The following is a 15,538-nucleotide window of genomic DNA, read 5'->3' on the forward strand; positions in this document are numbered from 1 at the left end:
CCGCTCGGCGGCCAGCAGAACAAAACCAGAAGCAGCGGACAACTCGTGTGCTACCTAAACCGGACAACTTAATTCGCTATCGACAGCCCTAGGTCTCTCTGATGGGGCTACAGCTTGCCGTTGCGCTGCTGGACCATCATGAAGGTGTCGTAATTGTATTCGGCCACCTGCGCCCAGAGATAGTGCTCTTTGCGGAAGCCCTTGATCGATTCCCAGATCTTCTTGAACGGGGCGTTGGAGGCTTCCATTTCGGCATAGACCTCGTTGGCTTTTTCGAAACAGGCCGCCATGATCTCCTGGCTGAACGGGCGCAGTTTCGCGCCGCCGGCCACCAGCCGCTTCACCGCCGCAGGGTTCAAATAATCGTACTTCTGCAGCATGTTGGCGTCCGCGGCCTGTGCCGCGGTGCGCAGAAGCGACTTGTAAGTCGGCGAAAGCTCGTCGTATTTCGCCTTGTTGAACATCAGGTGGACGGTCGGGCCGCCTTCCCACCAGCCGGGATAGTAGTAATAGGGCGCGACCTTGTAGAAGCCGAGCTTCTCGTCGTCATAGGGCCCAACCCATTCGGCGGCGTCGATGGTGCCTTTTTCCAGCGCAGGATAGATATCGCCGCCGGCGATCTGCTGCGGCACGACGCCGAGCCTCTGCACCACCTTGCCGGCAAAACCGCCGATGCGCATCTTGAGGCCGGAAAGGTCGGCCACCGTTTTGATTTCCTTGCGGAACCAGCCGCCCATCTGCACGCCGGTGTTGCCGCCCGGCAGGCCGAAAAGGCCCTGCGTGGCGAGAAACTCGTTGAACAGGTCGATGCCGCCGCCATGGTAATGCCAGGCATTCATGCCGCGTGCGTTGAGCGAGAAGGGAACCGCCGCACCGAGTGCCCATGTCGGGTCCTTGCCCCAGTAATAATATGCCACCGTGTGGCAGGCTTCGACCGTGCCGGCGGTGGTGGCGTCGGCGGCCTGGAGGCCCGGCACCAGTTCGCCGGCGGCGAAGACCTGGACCTGGAAATTGCCGTCGGTGGCTTCCGACAGCATCTTCGAGAACACCTCGGCGCCGCCATAGATGGTGTCGAGGGACTTCGGGAAGGACGACGCCAGCCGCCACGTCACCTTGGGATTGGACTGAGCTATTGCGGGCGCCGCCAGAGTGGCCGCCGCCGCCGCGGCGCCGACGCCTGTGACACCAGCCTTGCGAATGAATGAACGACGATCCATGCAGTTCCTCCCTTTTGGATCAAAAGACCGACGTTCGGGGATATCCTCGATTTCAGTGTCGGTTCGTTCGAGACAATACACGGGCAAGAAGTCGAGTCCAGCACGGCGGCCCGATTTGACGGCGAAGCCCAGCCGCCCTGCAACTATAGTCTAACGGGCCGTTTCCTGGCCTATGTGACACGTTGAAACTTGGCATGGAAAAATCCCCAGGGATCGCCTATTTTGGAGGCAGGAATCCCTTGCTCAGATGGAACACAGAGCCAAAATGCATCAGCCGCTCGTCGCCATATCAACCGACGTCCGTCAGTTCGACAACTACACCTGGCATGCCGTCCCGCAGCAATATCTGGAAGCGGCGATCACCGGCGCCGGCGTGTTCCCGGTGCTTGTGCCGTCGTTTGGTGACCGGCTCGACTTCGACGAACTTCTGTCGTCGGTCGATGGCGTGATGGTCACCGGCTCGAAATCCAATGTGCATCCTTCGCTTTATGGCGGCGACGCCAGCGAAGCCAACGGGCCCTATGACCCGGCGCGCGACGCCACGACGCTGCCGCTGATTCGCCGGGCGATCGAGCGCGGCGTGCCGCTGCTCGCGATCTGCCGCGGCATCCAGGAATTGAATGTGGCGCTCGGCGGCACGCTCGGCACCGAGATCCAGGAGCGCGAGGGTTCGCTCGACCACCGCGCCCCGGTGAGCGACAATCAGGACGAACGCTTCGGTATCCGGCAGACGGTGACGATCAAGCCCGGAAGCTGCCTGGCCGGTGTGTTCGGCGAGGGCGACATCATGGTCAATTCCGTACACCGCCAAGCGGTCGACCGGCTCGGCTCGAAGCTGCAGATCGAGGCCGTCGCCAACGACGGCACGGTCGAAGCGGTGTCGGTCAGGGATGCTCGCGCCTTCGCCGTCGGCGTCCAATGGCACCCTGAATATTGGGTCAAGTCGGACAGCAACTCGGCGAAAATATTCCGCGCCTTCGGCGATGCTGTTCGCCTGCACGCCGCGGCGAAAGCCGGAGCGCGCGCTGCGGCAGAATAATCAGTCGCCAGATTTAGAGTCACTGGTGGCCGCCAGCGACAGCAGCGGCAGCGCCGGGGCGTAAGATTCGTAGCCATTGCCGTCGGCAGCCGCGAATGTGACGATCGGATCGACACCGTTGGCGCTGAAGGCGACCGTGCCGTCGTCTTGCTCTCGCCAGAACTTCGCCTGCTCTATGCCCGGCAAGAGTTTGCGGCAGATCGGGGCGACGGCAAGCAGGGACAAGCCATCCGAGATTTCGGTCCCGCGACTGACCGCACACGCCGCCTCGTCGCCATTGGCGACCAACCTGTAGCTGTTGGACGGCACGACTTCGTCGGCGGCACTTTCACTGCTGCCACCGTGAAACAGCTGAATGCTGCCAAACAGGGCTGCGGCAGCGATCAATGCGGAAATTGCTTTCATCATTCTTCATCCACGCACACCGGACAGGATAAAGAATGATTCCTGAGGGTTAAGCCGACGTTAATAAACGCGGCAGCCGCAGCTCAGCCACGAGCCCTGACTCCGACCGTCTCCGGCACCGGCGTCAGCGGGCGGCGCTCGATGAACCAGGACACCAGATTGTCTACGCACAGGTCCGCCATGGCACGGCGGGTGTGATCCGAGGCCGAGCCGACATGCGGCAACAGCGAGGTGTTTGGCGCGTCGAGCAACGCCTTGGGCACGTTCGGTTCGTCGGCAAAGACATCGAGGCCGGCAGCGGCGATGATGCCGTTGGCGAGTGCTGCCGCAAGCGCGGGCTCATCGACCGTGCTGCCGCGGCCGATGTTGACGAAGACGCCATCGGCGCCAAGCGCCGACAGGATTTCGGCATTGACCGCCTTCTCCGTCGAGGCTCCGCCAGGCGCTACCGAAATCAGTGTGTCGACGGATTCGGCAAGGCCTTTCAGCGTCGGATGGTACTGGTAGGAAAGCCCTTCGACGCGACGCCGATTGTGGTAGGAGACCGGCAGGCCGAAAGCTTCGAGCCGCCGGGCGATAGCTTGTCCGATGCGGCCCATGCCGAAAATACCCACACGGCGCCCGCGCAAGGTCAGCCGGCTCAGCGGATAGTTGCCGTTGCGCACCCAACTGCCATCGCGCAGCCAGGTTTCGGCTCGCGGCAGGTCGCGGACAGTGTTGATCAGCAGCCCGATGGCAGTGTCGGCAACTTCCTCGGTCAGCACGTCGGGCGTGTTGGTGACCATGACGTTCTTCGCCGCCGCATGGCCGACATCGACCGAATCATAGCCGACGCCGAAGGAAGCGATGAGTTCGAGATTGGGCAGTGCATCCATCATCGCCGCGTTGATGCCGGCGAACGAAGCGATGCCACGCACGTTGCTGCGCATCTCGTCGGTGACCAGGGACGGATCGGCACGTTCGATTGTGACACGCCTGAATGTGCGGTCGATGCGGTCGACCGCATGATCGTTGAAATCGCCCGGCACCAGGATGGTGACGGTTTGCAGTTGTTCGGCCTTGGTCATCCACGCTCCACCGGCTTGCCGGTCGACTGACGTACATGCAGTTCCGGCTTGATCAATTCCTGCGAGGGCCGCACCATCTGCCCGTTGAGCTTGTCGAGCAGGGCGCTGGCGGCACGGCGGCCCACCTCGCGCTGCCCATTCCAGACGGTGGTGAGTGCCGGCGTCGCAATCGCCGCCTCTTCGAGATCGTCATAGCCGGTGACGGAAATGTCCAGGCCAGGCACGAGGCCGGCTCGCGCGATGCCGTTCATGAGCCCGATGGCGACAAGGTCGTTCCAGCAGCAGGCCGCCGTCGGTCTATCCTTCAGCGCCAGGAATTGCCCGGCGGCCTCGAAACCGGCCTGCTTGGTGCGCGGGCCGGCGATGCGCCAGGACGGCCTGACTTCAAGCCCGGCCGCCTCCATGGCGTTGACATAGCCCTGGTAGCGATCGCGGCCGGTCGAGGTCTGGTCGGTGCCGCCGATCATGGCGATGCGCTTGTGTCCGAGCGAGATCAGATGGTTGGTGGCGAGCCCGGTGCCATAAGCATCGTCGCCGCGGAAGACCGGCACGTCGGCGCCCTCGACGGTGCGCGCGATCAGCACCGCCGGCAGACCGTTCTCCTCGGCCATCACGATATCGGAAGCGGGTGTGCCGATGGCCGGCGACATGATGACGCCGTCGGCGCCGAGCTGCAAAAGCGTGTCGATGAAAGTGCGCTGCTTTTCAAGCTGATCGTAGTGGTTAGACAGGATGAAGGTCTGCCGGCTGCGGTCGAGCTCGCTTTCGATCGAGCGCAGGATTTCGGCGAAGAACGGGTTCATGATGTCGTGGACCACGACGCCGACAATGCCCGAACGCGAGGTGCGCAGGCTGGCGGCGCGGCGGTTGTAGATGTAGCCGATGGCGCGAGCGTGTTCCTTGATGCGGTCGCGCGTGATTCCGGCAACCAGAGGGCTGTCGCGCAGCGCCAGCGAGACCGTGGCCGTGGACACGCCGAGCGCATCCGCGATCGTCGAAAGCTTGATTTTTTGTGCCAGCGCTCTGCGCTCCCCGACCGACCTGAGTTCTTGACCTAAACAGTTTAAAGGCGGCGTTATGCCACCGATCGAAGGCAAATCAAAGTTTTTTTGCCAGCGCTTCCGCCTCGACATCCGAACCCGCGCGGCTCTGCAGCCGAAGCCGGTGCTCGCGATGAACGATGTAGAGGCCGCTGGCAACGATGATGGCGGCGCCGTCCAGCGTCCAGCGGTCGGGAAACTGCTTGAAGACGATCCAGCCGGAAATGATCATCCATACCATCTGCGAATAGGGATAGGGCGCCAATGCCGTGGTGGTCGCCAGCCGGTAGGCCTGGACCAGCAGCCAGTGACCAACACCGCCGAACACGCCGAGCATGAGCAGGACGAACCAGTGCCAGCCATCATGCGGCAGCGAAAATGAAAACGGCAGCAAGGGCAATAGCAGCAGCGCCGGCGCCAGCGCCGAGAACAGGATCAGGCTCTCCGGCGTCTCGGTCGCCGACATGCGGCGCGTCATGATGACGTAGAAGCAGTTCGACAGCGTCGAGCCGAGCGCGAAGAGATGCCCGATGCCGAAAATCCCGACGCCCGGCCGGGTGATGATGAGAACACCGGCAAAGGCCGCCAGGATTGCCAGCCAGCGGCGCCAGCCCGCCCATTCGCCGAGCAGCGGACCGGCCAGAGCCGTGATCACCATCGGCCCGAAAAAATAGATCGAGGTGGTCTCGGCCAGTTGCAGGGACCGTAGCGCCAGGACGTTGAAGATGGTCGAGCCGAACAAGAACAGGCCGCGCAGGACATGCGCCGGCAGATTGTCCGGGCGAAAGCGCGCCGGCTCGCGCCAGCCGCGAAGCAGCGTGCCGACCAGCACCACATGCACGGCAAAGCGCACCCAAGCAACGATCAGCACCGAAACGCCGGCAAGGACGAGGTACTTGCTGCTGGTGTCGAGGAAGGTGAAACAGACATAGGTGGAAAGCATGCACAGGATCGCCACCGGTGGCGTCGCGCTTTCTAGATGTCTTTGGGGAGCACTCAATTGCAGGCCGGATCGGAAGCTGGACTGGAGCTCTCCTTTGCGGGAATTGCCGGCTCCCGGCAAGCCAATTGTCGGCGTCGCGACACGAAAGCCGGCTGGCACAACAAGAGCCGCCGGCAGGCGTAGTGTCTGAAGGGCTACGGATGCATGCGGGCGCCCTTGGTGATCTTGTCGACCAGCTTCTTGTCGGCGCGAAGCGCTATGCCGACCACCTTGGCGTCTTCAGGCGCGAATTCGGCGAAGACGGCGCGGTTGGCCGCGTCAAAGCCGGTCGAAAACATCTCCTCGACATAGAGCGAGGTCGTCACGCCGCGCTCCAGTGTGCGCATGTGTATCGTGCCAAGCGTTGCCTGGTCGGCGGACAGCACGATGACCGGCTGGATCGACAGCGGGTTGTAGAGATTGCCGGCGCGATCGCAATAGGGCTCGCCGATGATGTCGGGAAACTGGGCGGCGATGCCGCTGGTCAGGAAGGCGGTGACGTTGAGTTTCTGCCAAACCGGCAAATCCTGCCTGAGCACGATTGCAAATTTCGTATCGAACATGAGAAAATAGACCATTCGAGGTTGCGCCCCGGTTTTGGGACTGAAGGAAACGATGTCGCACGATCTAGACAGCCAGGCCTTTAGAGGTCTTGGACGTTTGTGCGTCGATGCGGCGGAAAACTGCATTATCTCCGCCCCCGACCCCGCCGGCATGGAGCGGATCGAGGCGCGCTTCCACGGCAATGCCTTCGACCTGCATCGCCACGATACCTACGCGATCGGCGTGACGCTGCACGGGGTGCAGACGTTCCGCTATCTCGGCGCGACGCGCCACAGCCTGCCCGGCCAGATCATCGTGCTGCATCCCGACGAGTTGCATGACGGCGGCGCCGGTACGGAGGCCGGCCTGCGCTACCGGATGCTCTATTTGGAGCCGTCTTTGATGCTGGAGTGCCTTGGCGGCGCGTCGCTGCCGTTTGTCAGGGATGGCGTGGTGACGGACGCGGCCTTCTGCGCCACGCTGCTTTCGGCGCTGGGCCCGATGGAGCGGGAACTCGACGAGTTGTTCGTCGACGACTTCCTCGCGCAGTTGATGCAAAGCCTGACGCGGCATGCCGGCCAGCCGGCAAAGCCGATGGCCAGGACGGCGTGGCGGGCGGCTGCACTGGCTCGCGACTATCTCACGGAAAACCTGACCCGCCCAGTGCGTTCCGGCGAGTTGGAAGCGGTAACGGGGCTCGACCGCTATGCCCTGTCACGGCATTTCCGAGCCGCCTTCTCGACCAGCCCGCATCGTTTCCTGGTGATGCGCCGGCTCCAGCGCGCGCGGAGGATGATCGCCGCCGGCGAGCCATTGGCGCAAATCGCCATCGACGCCGGCTTCAGCGACCAAAGCCATTTCATCAGGCAATTCAAGAAGGCGTTCGGCATGACGCCGGGACGCTGGTCGTCGCTTATACAAGGCTCTGCAGCGGCGGCTTGAACGCCTGCCGCCTGGAGCAATTCCAGGAAAAGTGTGACGCGGTTTTCCGTCCGGAATTGCGTCAAAACAAAGAGTTGGAGCGGTTCGCCGTTTTCCGTGGAAAGGTGGAATGCTCTAACGCACAATCAGTCGTCCGACTCGGCGTCGTCGTCGATCAAAGCCAGTTCTTCGTTCGAGAGGTTGGCCTCGATGCGGGCGAGCAGCTTGAACAGCGTCTTCTGGTCCTTCTTGTCGAGGCCTTTCAGCGCCTGCTTTTCCGTCTTCTTCACCGACTTCTCGATGGCGTGAATGATCTCGCGCCCGGTATCGGTGAGGAAGATATGCGCCTGGCGGGCATCGGCCTCGGAGGCGCGTTTATCCAGGAAACCTTGGGCCTGCAAGCGGTTGATGGTCTTCGTGATGGTCGGCGGCCGTACGCCGAGACGCCCTGCAAGATTGCCGGGCGTCTGGCCATCCTCGCGGTCGAGCGCCAGCATGATCTGGTCCTGGCCGGCATAAAAGCCGTGCGCTAGAAGCCGTGCCGCCAGCGCAGTTCTTGCAAGCCTTGCCGCCGAATGCAGCCGGCTCATTGTCGCAGTCTTGTCCGCCTTGGCCATGGTCATCCCTCTTCGGCCGTACCGGGTGCGGGCAGCATAGAGGCAGCCGGCCGGTTGGCAATGACGATCAAAAAGATTTCCGGCGCTTCAAACATCTTTGCCGGCAAGCATTGTGGTGTCCGAGGTGGCTAATGCCAGATGTTTATTTCAGTTAGATGACAAACGAGTTTTCGCGGCCGGAGTTTTCGTCGCGGGCACGGCGCGTGAGCGAATGGCGCTCAGCCAGGCTTCACCGCGACGATCATCAGCGCCTGGTAGGCATCCTCCACCTCGCGCAGTGCCGCCTGCGACAGCGGTCCGGCCTGCCTGGCGATGCCGTCACTGGCGTTCGAGGTGTCGCGCTTGCCGGGCCGGTCATTGTAGGGCGCGACCGTGGTGAATATCTGCTCGCTGAGACTGTCGGGGAAAAACAACTGGCCGGTCATTACCGAACTGTCGTCGGGGAAGACCTTGAAATGGATATGGGTGGTGCGGCCGCGATACCAGCCGGGATAGATGGTGGCGAAAGAAACGATGCCGCTTGCATCGGTCTTCTGCCAGCCGCGCAGGAAGGTCTGGCCCGACGTGTCGACGTCCCTGCCGTCACCTTGCCCCGGATAGCCGGAATAGGCACCTTGCGCGTCGCAATGCCAGATGTCGACACGTGCGCCGGCAAGCGGCCGGCAGGCCGCGTCGACGACCTGCAACCGGACATCAAGGGCTATGCCCTTCTTGCCTTCGGTGACATCGGCACGTTCGAGCTTCGGGTCGAAATAGAACGGTCCCTCGGTCACTTCAGGTGTAATGGCGCAGACACCGGCGCCGGTCTCGAAAAGGGCCAGTCCGGCATAGGGCGAGGCCTGGGTAACCGAAGATTGGGCGGCCATTGCCGCGGCCGGTAGGAAGACACCACCGCCGGCGGTAACCGCGATCAAGCCGAGCGCCTTGCGCCTGTTCAATGAGAAGGAGGATGGCTTGCTGGACATATCGTGCCTCTCGAATTGGCCTCCCCCATCCTGATCTAGGCGGTCATAGCGGCTCTCGCCAATGGAAGTTCGGTAATGTCGGCAAGCCGGTTTGGCCCATCGGTTTGCCTCGTGCAAAAGCCCGGCGCACATCCTATATGGAGCCGACAATCTCATTTCGATGGCCGGACTTTGCGGCCCAGATAGTTCGAGGCAACCCATGAGCGACGCACAGACGCAGATTCCCGTAACCGTTCTCACCGGCTATCTCGGCGCCGGCAAGACGACGCTGCTCAATCGCATCCTGTCGGAAAACCACGGCAAGCGCTACGCCGTCATCGTCAACGAGTTCGGCGAAATCGGCATCGACAACGACCTGATCGTGGAATCCGACGAGGAGATCTACGAGATGAACAATGGCTGCGTCTGCTGCACGGTGCGCGGCGATCTGATTCGCGTCGTCGAGGGCCTGATGCGCCGGCCCGGCCGTTTCGACGCCATCGTCGTCGAGACCACCGGGCTCGCCGATCCGGTGCCGGTGGCGCAGACGTTCTTCATGGACGACGACGTGCGTTCCAAGACCAGGCTCGACGCGGTGGTGGCGCTGGTCGACGCAAAGCATCTGCCGCTGCGGCTCAAGGATTCCAGGGAGGCCGAGGACCAGATCGCCTTCGCCGACGTCGTCGTGCTCAACAAGACCGATCTCGTCACCCCCGAAGAGCTTGCCAAGGTCGAGGCGACGATCCGCGCCATCAATCCGGCGGCGAAGATCCACCGCACGGCGCGAGCCAGCGTCGACCTATCCGAAGTGCTCGACCGCGGCGCCTTCGACCTGTCCAGGGCGCTGGAAAACGATCCGCATTTCCTCGAGGCGCATGATGACCACGATCATCATGACCACGACCATGATCATCACGACCATGATCATGACGGGCACCATCATCACGCGCATGCTTCCGACATCCATGACGTGACCGTGCAGTCAGTTTCGCTGCGCGGCGGCGAGATGGACCCGAAGAAATTCTTCCCATGGATCGAGAAGATCACCCAGATGGAAGGCCCCAACATCCTGCGGCTGAAGGGCATTATTGCGCTCAAGGGCGACGATGAACGCTATGTCATCCAGGGTGTGCACATGATCATCGAGGGCGACCACCAGCGTGCCTGGAAGGATGGCGAAAAGCATGAGAGCCGGCTTGTTTTCATCGGCCGCGAACTCGACGCCGAGCGGCTGAAGAAGAGTTTTGACGCCTGCCAGGCGGCCTGACCGTTACCAATGGCGCGTTTGTTCGATCTGGCCGATGATTTCCTGATCATCGGCGACATCATTCAACTTTCCGATAATTACGATGTCGGCCCCGGCTCTGGGACCGTCGATCTTATGGTGTTCGATCCTCAGGAGGATGAGGCCGGGCTTGGACTCATGGTGACGTCCGGCTACAAGGCGGGTCTGGTCTTCTCAGTGCTGCCGGAGGAAAGCCGGTTCGAGAAAAAACCTGGACTTTCGAAAGCCTGGTTGATCGAAAACTGGGACAAATGGTTCGTGTTCACCTATCAAGGCGGCCCGGTTCCGATCGAGGAAACCGTGATCCTGCGCTGGAACGAACGAATGACCGTTGAGACTTGCCATGCCGACCGTCGCCCCGCTTGATCTCGATGGACATTGCGTCGCCGCCGTCTTTCTCGGCGACGTGCCGCATTTCGCGATGGCCGACGGCGCCGTCCATCGGCTCGACCTTGGCCACAAGACGGTACAGGCCAATGACGGGCTGCTTGCCGCCTTCCATGATGTGGCCAACGACCGGCTGATCACCGGCGGCGAGGACGGCAAGGTGTTTGCCGTGAAGGCGGGCGGCGAGGCCACCGAACTGACCAATGCCGGAAAGAAATGGATCACCAGCGTTGCTGCTGGGCCGCAAGGCGCCATCGCCTATGCGACGGGCAAGACCGCCTTCGTGCGCTTTGCCGACGGCAAGACCCGGGAATTCGTCCATCCGCGCTCGGTCGAGGGACTGGCCTTTTCGCCCAAGGGCATGCGTTTCGGCGTTGCTCGCTACAATGGCGCGACGCTGCATTTCCCGGCCGCCGAGGGAAAGCCGGTGGAGCTCGAATGGGCCGGCGCCCACACCGGCATCACCTTCTCGCCCGATGGCGCGTTCCTGGTCACCACCATGCAGGAAAATGCATTGCATGGCTGGAAGCTCGCCGACGGCAAGCACATGCGCATGAGCGGTTATCCCGGCAAGGTCAAAAGCCTGTCGTGGAGCGTGAAGGGCAAGTGGCTGGCGAGTTCCGGCGCGCCGGCGGCGATCATCTGGCCATTTTCAAGCAAGGATGGTCCCATGGGCAAGGCCCCGCTGGAGCTCGGCACGCGCGGCAACGCCATGGTGACATCAGTCGCCTGCCACCCGAGCCAGGACGTCGTCGCCGTCGGCTATGATGACGGCATGGTGATGGCGGTGCGCTTTGCAGACGCCAAGGAAGTGCTGTTGCGTCGACCGGGCAAGGGCGCCATCACCTCGATGATGTGGGACAGGGAAGAGCGCCGCGTTGCCTTCGGCAGTGCCGCAGGCGACTGCGGCGTCATCGACATCACGGCGTAGTTTCGGATTTACTCAGCCCCGCACGACACCTTGCCCGTCAACTCAACAGTCTTGCCGTCCTTGTCCGTGTCAGCGGATTTGTCATAGACGGCGAGCGTGTACTGACCGTCATAGACGCCCTCGTCGCTGGTCTTGGTCAGGATCGTCAGCTCGACATAGTTGTAGGTATCTGCGAGCTGATGCTCGCGGTAGATGTTCAGCCGCAATTCCTTGCCGTCCAGCCAGTACTGGGTCAGATTGGAATCCTCGAACACGGTCTTGCGCAGGTCATCGCCGACCTGGCCTCGTCTTGATTTCGAGATCGCCGCGAAAGTTGAAGGTCGGGTCGCCCATGCCTCTGGTGACGCCGGCACCGACGTCGAATGCCACAGCATCATCGTCAACGTTGCACCAGATGCCACCTGAGGCGAAGGCCGCGCTGGCCGATAACAACAGCGTTGCCACACCGATGATCGTCCGCATTTCTGTCCCCCATGGCCGCTTGTATTGGCGCTGACTTCGTCAACGGGGTCAAGCGGTGCCCATGCCGGCTGAGCCAATGCAGGACAGATGCGCGGCCAATTGCGCTTGCGGACACGGATTGGCTAAGAGTGGCGGACCAGAGGGGTTTCATGCACACGTCAAAGACGTCCATCGGCGGCATCAGCCGCGACCGCATTGCCGAATTGCGCGAGACCGAAGGCGCGGCCTTCCGCAAGGCCCGGCCGAAGTCGCAAGCCAAGGCCGGCAATGGCCTGCCCGGCTTCTTCGGCGGCGTGCCGATGCACTGGATGAATGACTGGCCGACGCCGTTTCCGATCCTGGTCGACAGCGCCAAGGGCGCGACCATCACCGACATCGACGGTATCAGGCTCGACGATTTCTGCCTTGGCGACACCGGCTCGATGTTCGGCCATTCGCCGCCGCCGGTGGCGCGTACCATCCGCCGGCAGGCCGGGCGCGGCCTGACCTATATGCTGCCTTCGGAAGACGCGATCGCTATCGGGCCGTTGCTACAACAGCATTTCGGCCTGCCGTTTTGGCAGATCGCGACGACGGCGACCGACGCCAACCGCTTTGCATTGCGCGTCGCCCGCGCCGTCACCGGGCGAGAAAAGATCCTCGTCTTCAACGGCTGCTATCACGGCTCGGTCGACGAGACGATGGTGCGGCTTGTCGATGGTATCGCGGTCAATCGGCCGGGGCTGGCGGGCGAATTCCGCGACCTGACCCGCACCGCCAAGGTCATCGAGTTCAACGATGTTTCAGCACTCGAAGCCGCGCTCAAGGACAAGGATGTCGCCTGCGTCATCGCCGAACCGGTGCTGACCAATTCCTGCATGGTGCTGGCCGATGCCGGTTTCCACAATGCGCTGCGCAGACTGACGCGCGAAGCCGGCACGCTGCTCTTGATCGACGAGACGCATACGATCTCGACCGGCCCGGGCGGCTACACCAGGAAATACGGGCTGGAGCCGGATTTCTTCGTTCTGGGCAAGCCGATTGCCGGCGGCGTGCCGGCCAGTGTGTGGGGCATGAGCGACGACGTCGCATCGCGCTACGCCGATTACAACAGGACCAAGGAGCCGGGCTATTCCGGCATGGGCACGACGCTCTCGGCCAACCCGCTGCAGTTCGCGGCGATGCGCGCCACACTCGAAGAGGTGATGACGCAGGAAAATTATGACCGCATGGACGATCTGGCACGGCGGCTGGATGCCGGGCTGACCGGCGTGATCGACCGCTACCGCCTGCCCTGGCATGTTTCCCGCGTCGGCGCGCGCGTCGAGTTCATCTGCGCGCCCGGCCCCTTGAGGAATGGCGCCGAGGCAGAGACAGCGCATGCGCCGGAACTGGAGGCAGCAATCCATGTCGCGCTGGTCAATCGCGGCGTGCTGATCGCACCCTTCCACAACATGATGCTGATCTCGCCGGCGACGTCGGGGGCCCAGGTCAACCGGCTGATCGCCGCCTTCGGCGCGGTTGCGGCAAAGCTTGCGGCATGAGACAAGCGGCGATGGACCACCCCAATGCCATGATGACCTCACCCTCGGGCTCGACGCCCACCGAGGCGCAAGCCTTTCTCGACGCCCATCCCGAGATCGAGGCTTTCGATATCGTGCTGACCGCCGCCAATGGCGTCGGTCGCGGCAAGATCGTGCGCCGGCACGAGCTGAAAAGCATCTTCGAGGGCGGCCGCCATATGCCGATCTCGATCCTCGGCCTCGACATCACCGGCGAGGATGTGCACGAGACCGGGCTGATCTGGACGACCGGCGACGGCGACCTCAGGGCATGGCCGATCCCCGGCACGCTGGTGCCGCTCTACGGCACGAACCCGCCGCGCGGCCAGTTGCTGATGGCCATGTACCAGCTCGACGGCCAGCCCATGTCATCGGATCCGCGCCTCGCGCTGGCACGGCAGGTCGACATATTGGCAGCCAAGGGTCTCTATCCGGCCGGCGCCTTCGAACTCGAATTTTTTCTTCTTGCCAATGAGCGCGATGCCGACGGCAAGGTGCAGCCGGCGCGCGCCGTGCTCGACGGCCGTGTCTCGAGCAAGACCGAGGTCTATTCCGTCGATCACCTGCACGGCATGGAGCCGCTGTTTTCCGACATCTATGCCGCGGCCAAGGCGCAAGGAATTCCGGCCGAGACGGTGATTTCCGAATATGCGCCGGGCCAATACGAACTGACGCTGAACTACCGCAAGGACGTGATGCGAGCAGCCGACGACCTCGTCATGCTGAAGCGGCTGGTCCGCGCGCAGGCGCGTCGCCACGGCGTCACCGCCTGTTTCATGGCCAAGCCGATCGAGAAATATGCCGGCTCCGGTATGCATTTTCATGTCTCGCTGCAGGACAAGGCTGGCCGAAACGTCTTTGCCGAAGCCGGCGGCGAGAGCTGGTCGCTGCCGTTGCTGCAAGGGCTCGGCGGCCTGATCCAGACGATGGCGGAATCGATGCTGGTGTTTGCGCCGCACGCCAATTCCTGGCGGCGATTCGTCTCGCAATCCTATGCGCCGGTGGCGCCGACCTGGGGTGTGAACAACCGCTCGGTGGCGCTGCGCGTGCCGGCGGGCGACGCCAAGAACCGGCGCATCGAGCACAGGCCGTCCGGCGTCGACGCCAACCCCTATTTGATAGCCGCGACCGTGCTGGCCGCTATAGTCAAGGGGCTCGACGAAGGTCTCGACCCCGGCCCCGAAACCACTGGCAACGGCTACGAGGCGGCAGTCACGCGCACGACCATGCCGGTCGATTGGCGCGCCGCAATCGAAGCGGCGAGGGCATCCAGCTTCCTGAAAGGCGCGCTCGGCGAGGACCTGCACCGGACCTTCGTGGCGATCAAGCAGTCGGAGTATCTGCGGGTGGCGCGCACGGTCAGCGAACTGGATTACCACCTCTATCTGCACGAGGTGTAAGGAAAGGAACCATCGCCGATCTCGTTCATTTCAATATCGAAATGGGACGAGGCAAGATGATGGCGACCACGGGCCTTCCGCATGAAGCGAAGATCCCTGCCCGGCGTGTTTCTATTGCACGTGCGGAGCCGATAGCGGACGAAGCCAAAGCCAGCTCGATCACGAACCTGCGCGAGGCAGCAGAGGGCTGCCGTCGCTGCCCGCTTTGGCGTCATGCGACGCAGACCGTCTTCGGCGAAGGGCCGGACGATGCCAAGGTGATCTTCGTCGGCGAACAGCCTGGTGATCAGGAGGACCTCGCCGGCAAGCCTTTCGTCGGGCCCGCAGGCAGGGTGTTCGACGCCATCCTTGATGACGCTGGGGTTGACCGTCAGAAAGTCTACGTCACCAACGCAGTCAAGCACTTCAAATTCGAACCCCGAGGCAAGCGGCGCATTCATTCCAAGCCGAATGCCGGCGAGATTCAGGCCTGCCGCTGGTGGCTCGACCAGGAGTTCGACCTGATCAAGCCGAACATCGCCGTGGCACTCGGCGCGACAGCGGCGACGTCGCTGCTGGGCAAGCCGATTCCGGTGATGAAGATGCGTGGCCAGGTGATCGAACGCGAGGACGGTTTGCGCGTCTTTGTCACTATCCATCCCTCCCTCATCCTGCGCATTCGTGAGCCTGCGGACAAGCAAGCCGAACGAGGCCGGTTCCTGGACGATATGAGAAAGGTGAAGCGGCTGATGGCCGCCTGAGATCACCTGGTGCTGGG

At 62.8% G+C, this 15,538-nt stretch carries 17 protein-coding genes; 8 read left to right on the forward strand and 9 right to left on the reverse strand.

Annotated elements, in window-relative coordinates:
• Positions 1 to 107 precede the first annotated feature (107 nt).
• Complete coding sequence (locus NKH57_RS14950; RefSeq protein WP_023761451.1) at positions 108 to 1,217, reverse strand: TRAP transporter substrate-binding protein; 1,110 nt, start codon at positions 1,215 to 1,217, stop codon at positions 108 to 110.
• 265 nt (positions 1,218 to 1,482) lie between these two features.
• Here NKH57_RS14950 and NKH57_RS14955 point away from each other — a divergent pair, with 265 nt between their 5' ends.
• Entirely contained in the window at positions 1,483 to 2,256 is a 774-nt protein-coding gene (locus tag NKH57_RS14955; RefSeq protein ID WP_023761450.1) for a gamma-glutamyl-gamma-aminobutyrate hydrolase family protein, read from the forward strand.
• On the opposite strand, the gene NKH57_RS14960 is transcribed toward NKH57_RS14955, so the two are convergent.
• From NKH57_RS14960 to NKH57_RS14980, 5 genes are all read right to left on the reverse strand, one after another.
• Entirely contained in the window at positions 2,257 to 2,661 is a 405-nt protein-coding gene (locus tag NKH57_RS14960; RefSeq protein ID WP_352603354.1) for a hypothetical protein, read from the reverse strand.
• A gap of 83 nt (positions 2,662 to 2,744) precedes the next feature.
• Positions 2,745 to 3,728: a 2-hydroxyacid dehydrogenase gene (locus tag NKH57_RS14965; RefSeq protein ID WP_352603293.1), complete on the reverse strand. Its 984-nt coding sequence runs from the start codon at positions 3,726 to 3,728 to the stop codon at positions 2,745 to 2,747.
• Positions 3,725 to 4,747 carry a LacI family DNA-binding transcriptional regulator gene (locus NKH57_RS14970; protein WP_352603352.1) on the reverse strand — a complete coding sequence of 341 codons (1,023 nt, stop codon included), beginning with the start codon at positions 4,745 to 4,747 and terminating at the stop codon, positions 3,725 to 3,727. Before NKH57_RS14970 ends, NKH57_RS14965 begins: the two co-directional genes overlap by 4 nt.
• 79 nt (positions 4,748 to 4,826) lie before the next feature.
• Complete coding sequence (locus NKH57_RS14975) at positions 4,827 to 5,711, reverse strand: DMT family transporter (RefSeq protein ID WP_352727244.1); 885 nt, start codon at positions 5,709 to 5,711, stop codon at positions 4,827 to 4,829.
• A gap of 194 nt (positions 5,712 to 5,905) precedes the next feature.
• Positions 5,906 to 6,313, reverse strand: coding sequence for a DUF2000 family protein (locus tag NKH57_RS14980; protein ID WP_023761445.1), 408 nt, complete (start codon positions 6,311 to 6,313; stop codon positions 5,906 to 5,908).
• A 52-nt stretch (positions 6,314 to 6,365) separates the two neighbouring features.
• Between NKH57_RS14980 and NKH57_RS14985 the strand changes: the two genes are divergently transcribed.
• Positions 6,366 to 7,235 (forward strand): AraC family transcriptional regulator, encoded by an 870-nt coding sequence (locus NKH57_RS14985; protein WP_023761444.1) that lies wholly within the window; start codon positions 6,366 to 6,368, stop codon positions 7,233 to 7,235.
• Positions 7,236 to 7,360: 125 nt separating this feature from the next.
• Here NKH57_RS14985 and NKH57_RS14990 read toward each other — a convergent pair whose 3' ends face one another.
• Together NKH57_RS14990 and NKH57_RS14995 are read right to left on the reverse strand one after the other, a co-directional pair.
• The gene (locus NKH57_RS14990; protein ID WP_023761443.1) at positions 7,361 to 7,831 is read right to left on the reverse strand and encodes a MarR family winged helix-turn-helix transcriptional regulator; all 471 of its coding nucleotides are present in this window, start codon (positions 7,829 to 7,831) and stop codon (positions 7,361 to 7,363) included.
• Positions 7,832 to 8,049: 218 nt separating this feature from the next.
• Positions 8,050 to 8,796 carry an intradiol ring-cleavage dioxygenase gene (locus NKH57_RS14995; RefSeq protein WP_352945101.1) on the reverse strand — a complete coding sequence of 249 codons (747 nt, stop codon included), beginning with the start codon at positions 8,794 to 8,796 and terminating at the stop codon, positions 8,050 to 8,052.
• 199 nt (positions 8,797 to 8,995) lie between these two features.
• On the opposite strand from NKH57_RS14995, the gene NKH57_RS15000 reads away from it, so the two are divergent.
• The 3 genes from NKH57_RS15000 to NKH57_RS15010 are packed head-to-tail and all read left to right on the forward strand — an operon-like array spanning position 8,996 to position 11,378.
• Positions 8,996 to 10,042 carry a CobW family GTP-binding protein gene (locus NKH57_RS15000; protein WP_352945103.1) on the forward strand — a complete coding sequence of 349 codons (1,047 nt, stop codon included), beginning with the start codon at positions 8,996 to 8,998 and terminating at the stop codon, positions 10,040 to 10,042.
• An 18-nt stretch (positions 10,043 to 10,060) separates the two neighbouring features.
• A complete protein-coding gene (imm45, locus tag NKH57_RS15005; protein WP_352945105.1) occupies positions 10,061 to 10,426 on the forward strand; it encodes an Imm45 family immunity protein in 366 nt (121 codons plus the stop codon).
• Positions 10,404 to 11,378, forward strand: a complete 975-nt coding sequence (locus NKH57_RS15010; RefSeq protein WP_023761438.1) for a WD40 repeat domain-containing protein — start codon at positions 10,404 to 10,406, stop codon at positions 11,376 to 11,378. The genes imm45 and NKH57_RS15010 overlap by 23 nt, the downstream gene beginning before the upstream one ends.
• Before the next feature lie 8 nt (positions 11,379 to 11,386).
• On the opposite strand, the gene NKH57_RS15015 is transcribed toward NKH57_RS15010, so the two are convergent.
• A complete protein-coding gene (locus NKH57_RS15015) occupies positions 11,387 to 11,755 on the reverse strand; it encodes a hypothetical protein (RefSeq protein ID WP_352945107.1) in 369 nt (122 codons plus the stop codon).
• Between the two features lie 234 nt (positions 11,756 to 11,989).
• Between NKH57_RS15015 and NKH57_RS15020 the strand changes: the two genes are divergently transcribed.
• Genes NKH57_RS15020 through NKH57_RS15030 form a run of 3 tightly spaced genes read left to right on the forward strand, consistent with a single transcriptional unit; the run spans position 11,990 to position 15,521 of the window.
• Entirely contained in the window at positions 11,990 to 13,363 is a 1,374-nt protein-coding gene (locus tag NKH57_RS15020; protein WP_352945109.1) for an aspartate aminotransferase family protein, read from the forward strand.
• Between the two features lie 32 nt (positions 13,364 to 13,395).
• Positions 13,396 to 14,781: a glutamine synthetase family protein gene (locus NKH57_RS15025; RefSeq protein ID WP_502907298.1), complete on the forward strand. Its 1,386-nt coding sequence runs from the start codon at positions 13,396 to 13,398 to the stop codon at positions 14,779 to 14,781.
• A gap of 59 nt (positions 14,782 to 14,840) precedes the next feature.
• Positions 14,841 to 15,521, forward strand: a complete 681-nt coding sequence (locus NKH57_RS15030; protein ID WP_352945113.1) for a UdgX family uracil-DNA binding protein — start codon at positions 14,841 to 14,843, stop codon at positions 15,519 to 15,521.
• The last annotated feature ends 17 nt before the right edge of the window (positions 15,522 to 15,538 follow it).

The sequence above is a fragment of the Mesorhizobium sp. M1050 genome (assembly GCF_040318715.1).
Classification (GTDB): domain Bacteria; phylum Pseudomonadota; class Alphaproteobacteria; order Rhizobiales; family Rhizobiaceae; genus Mesorhizobium.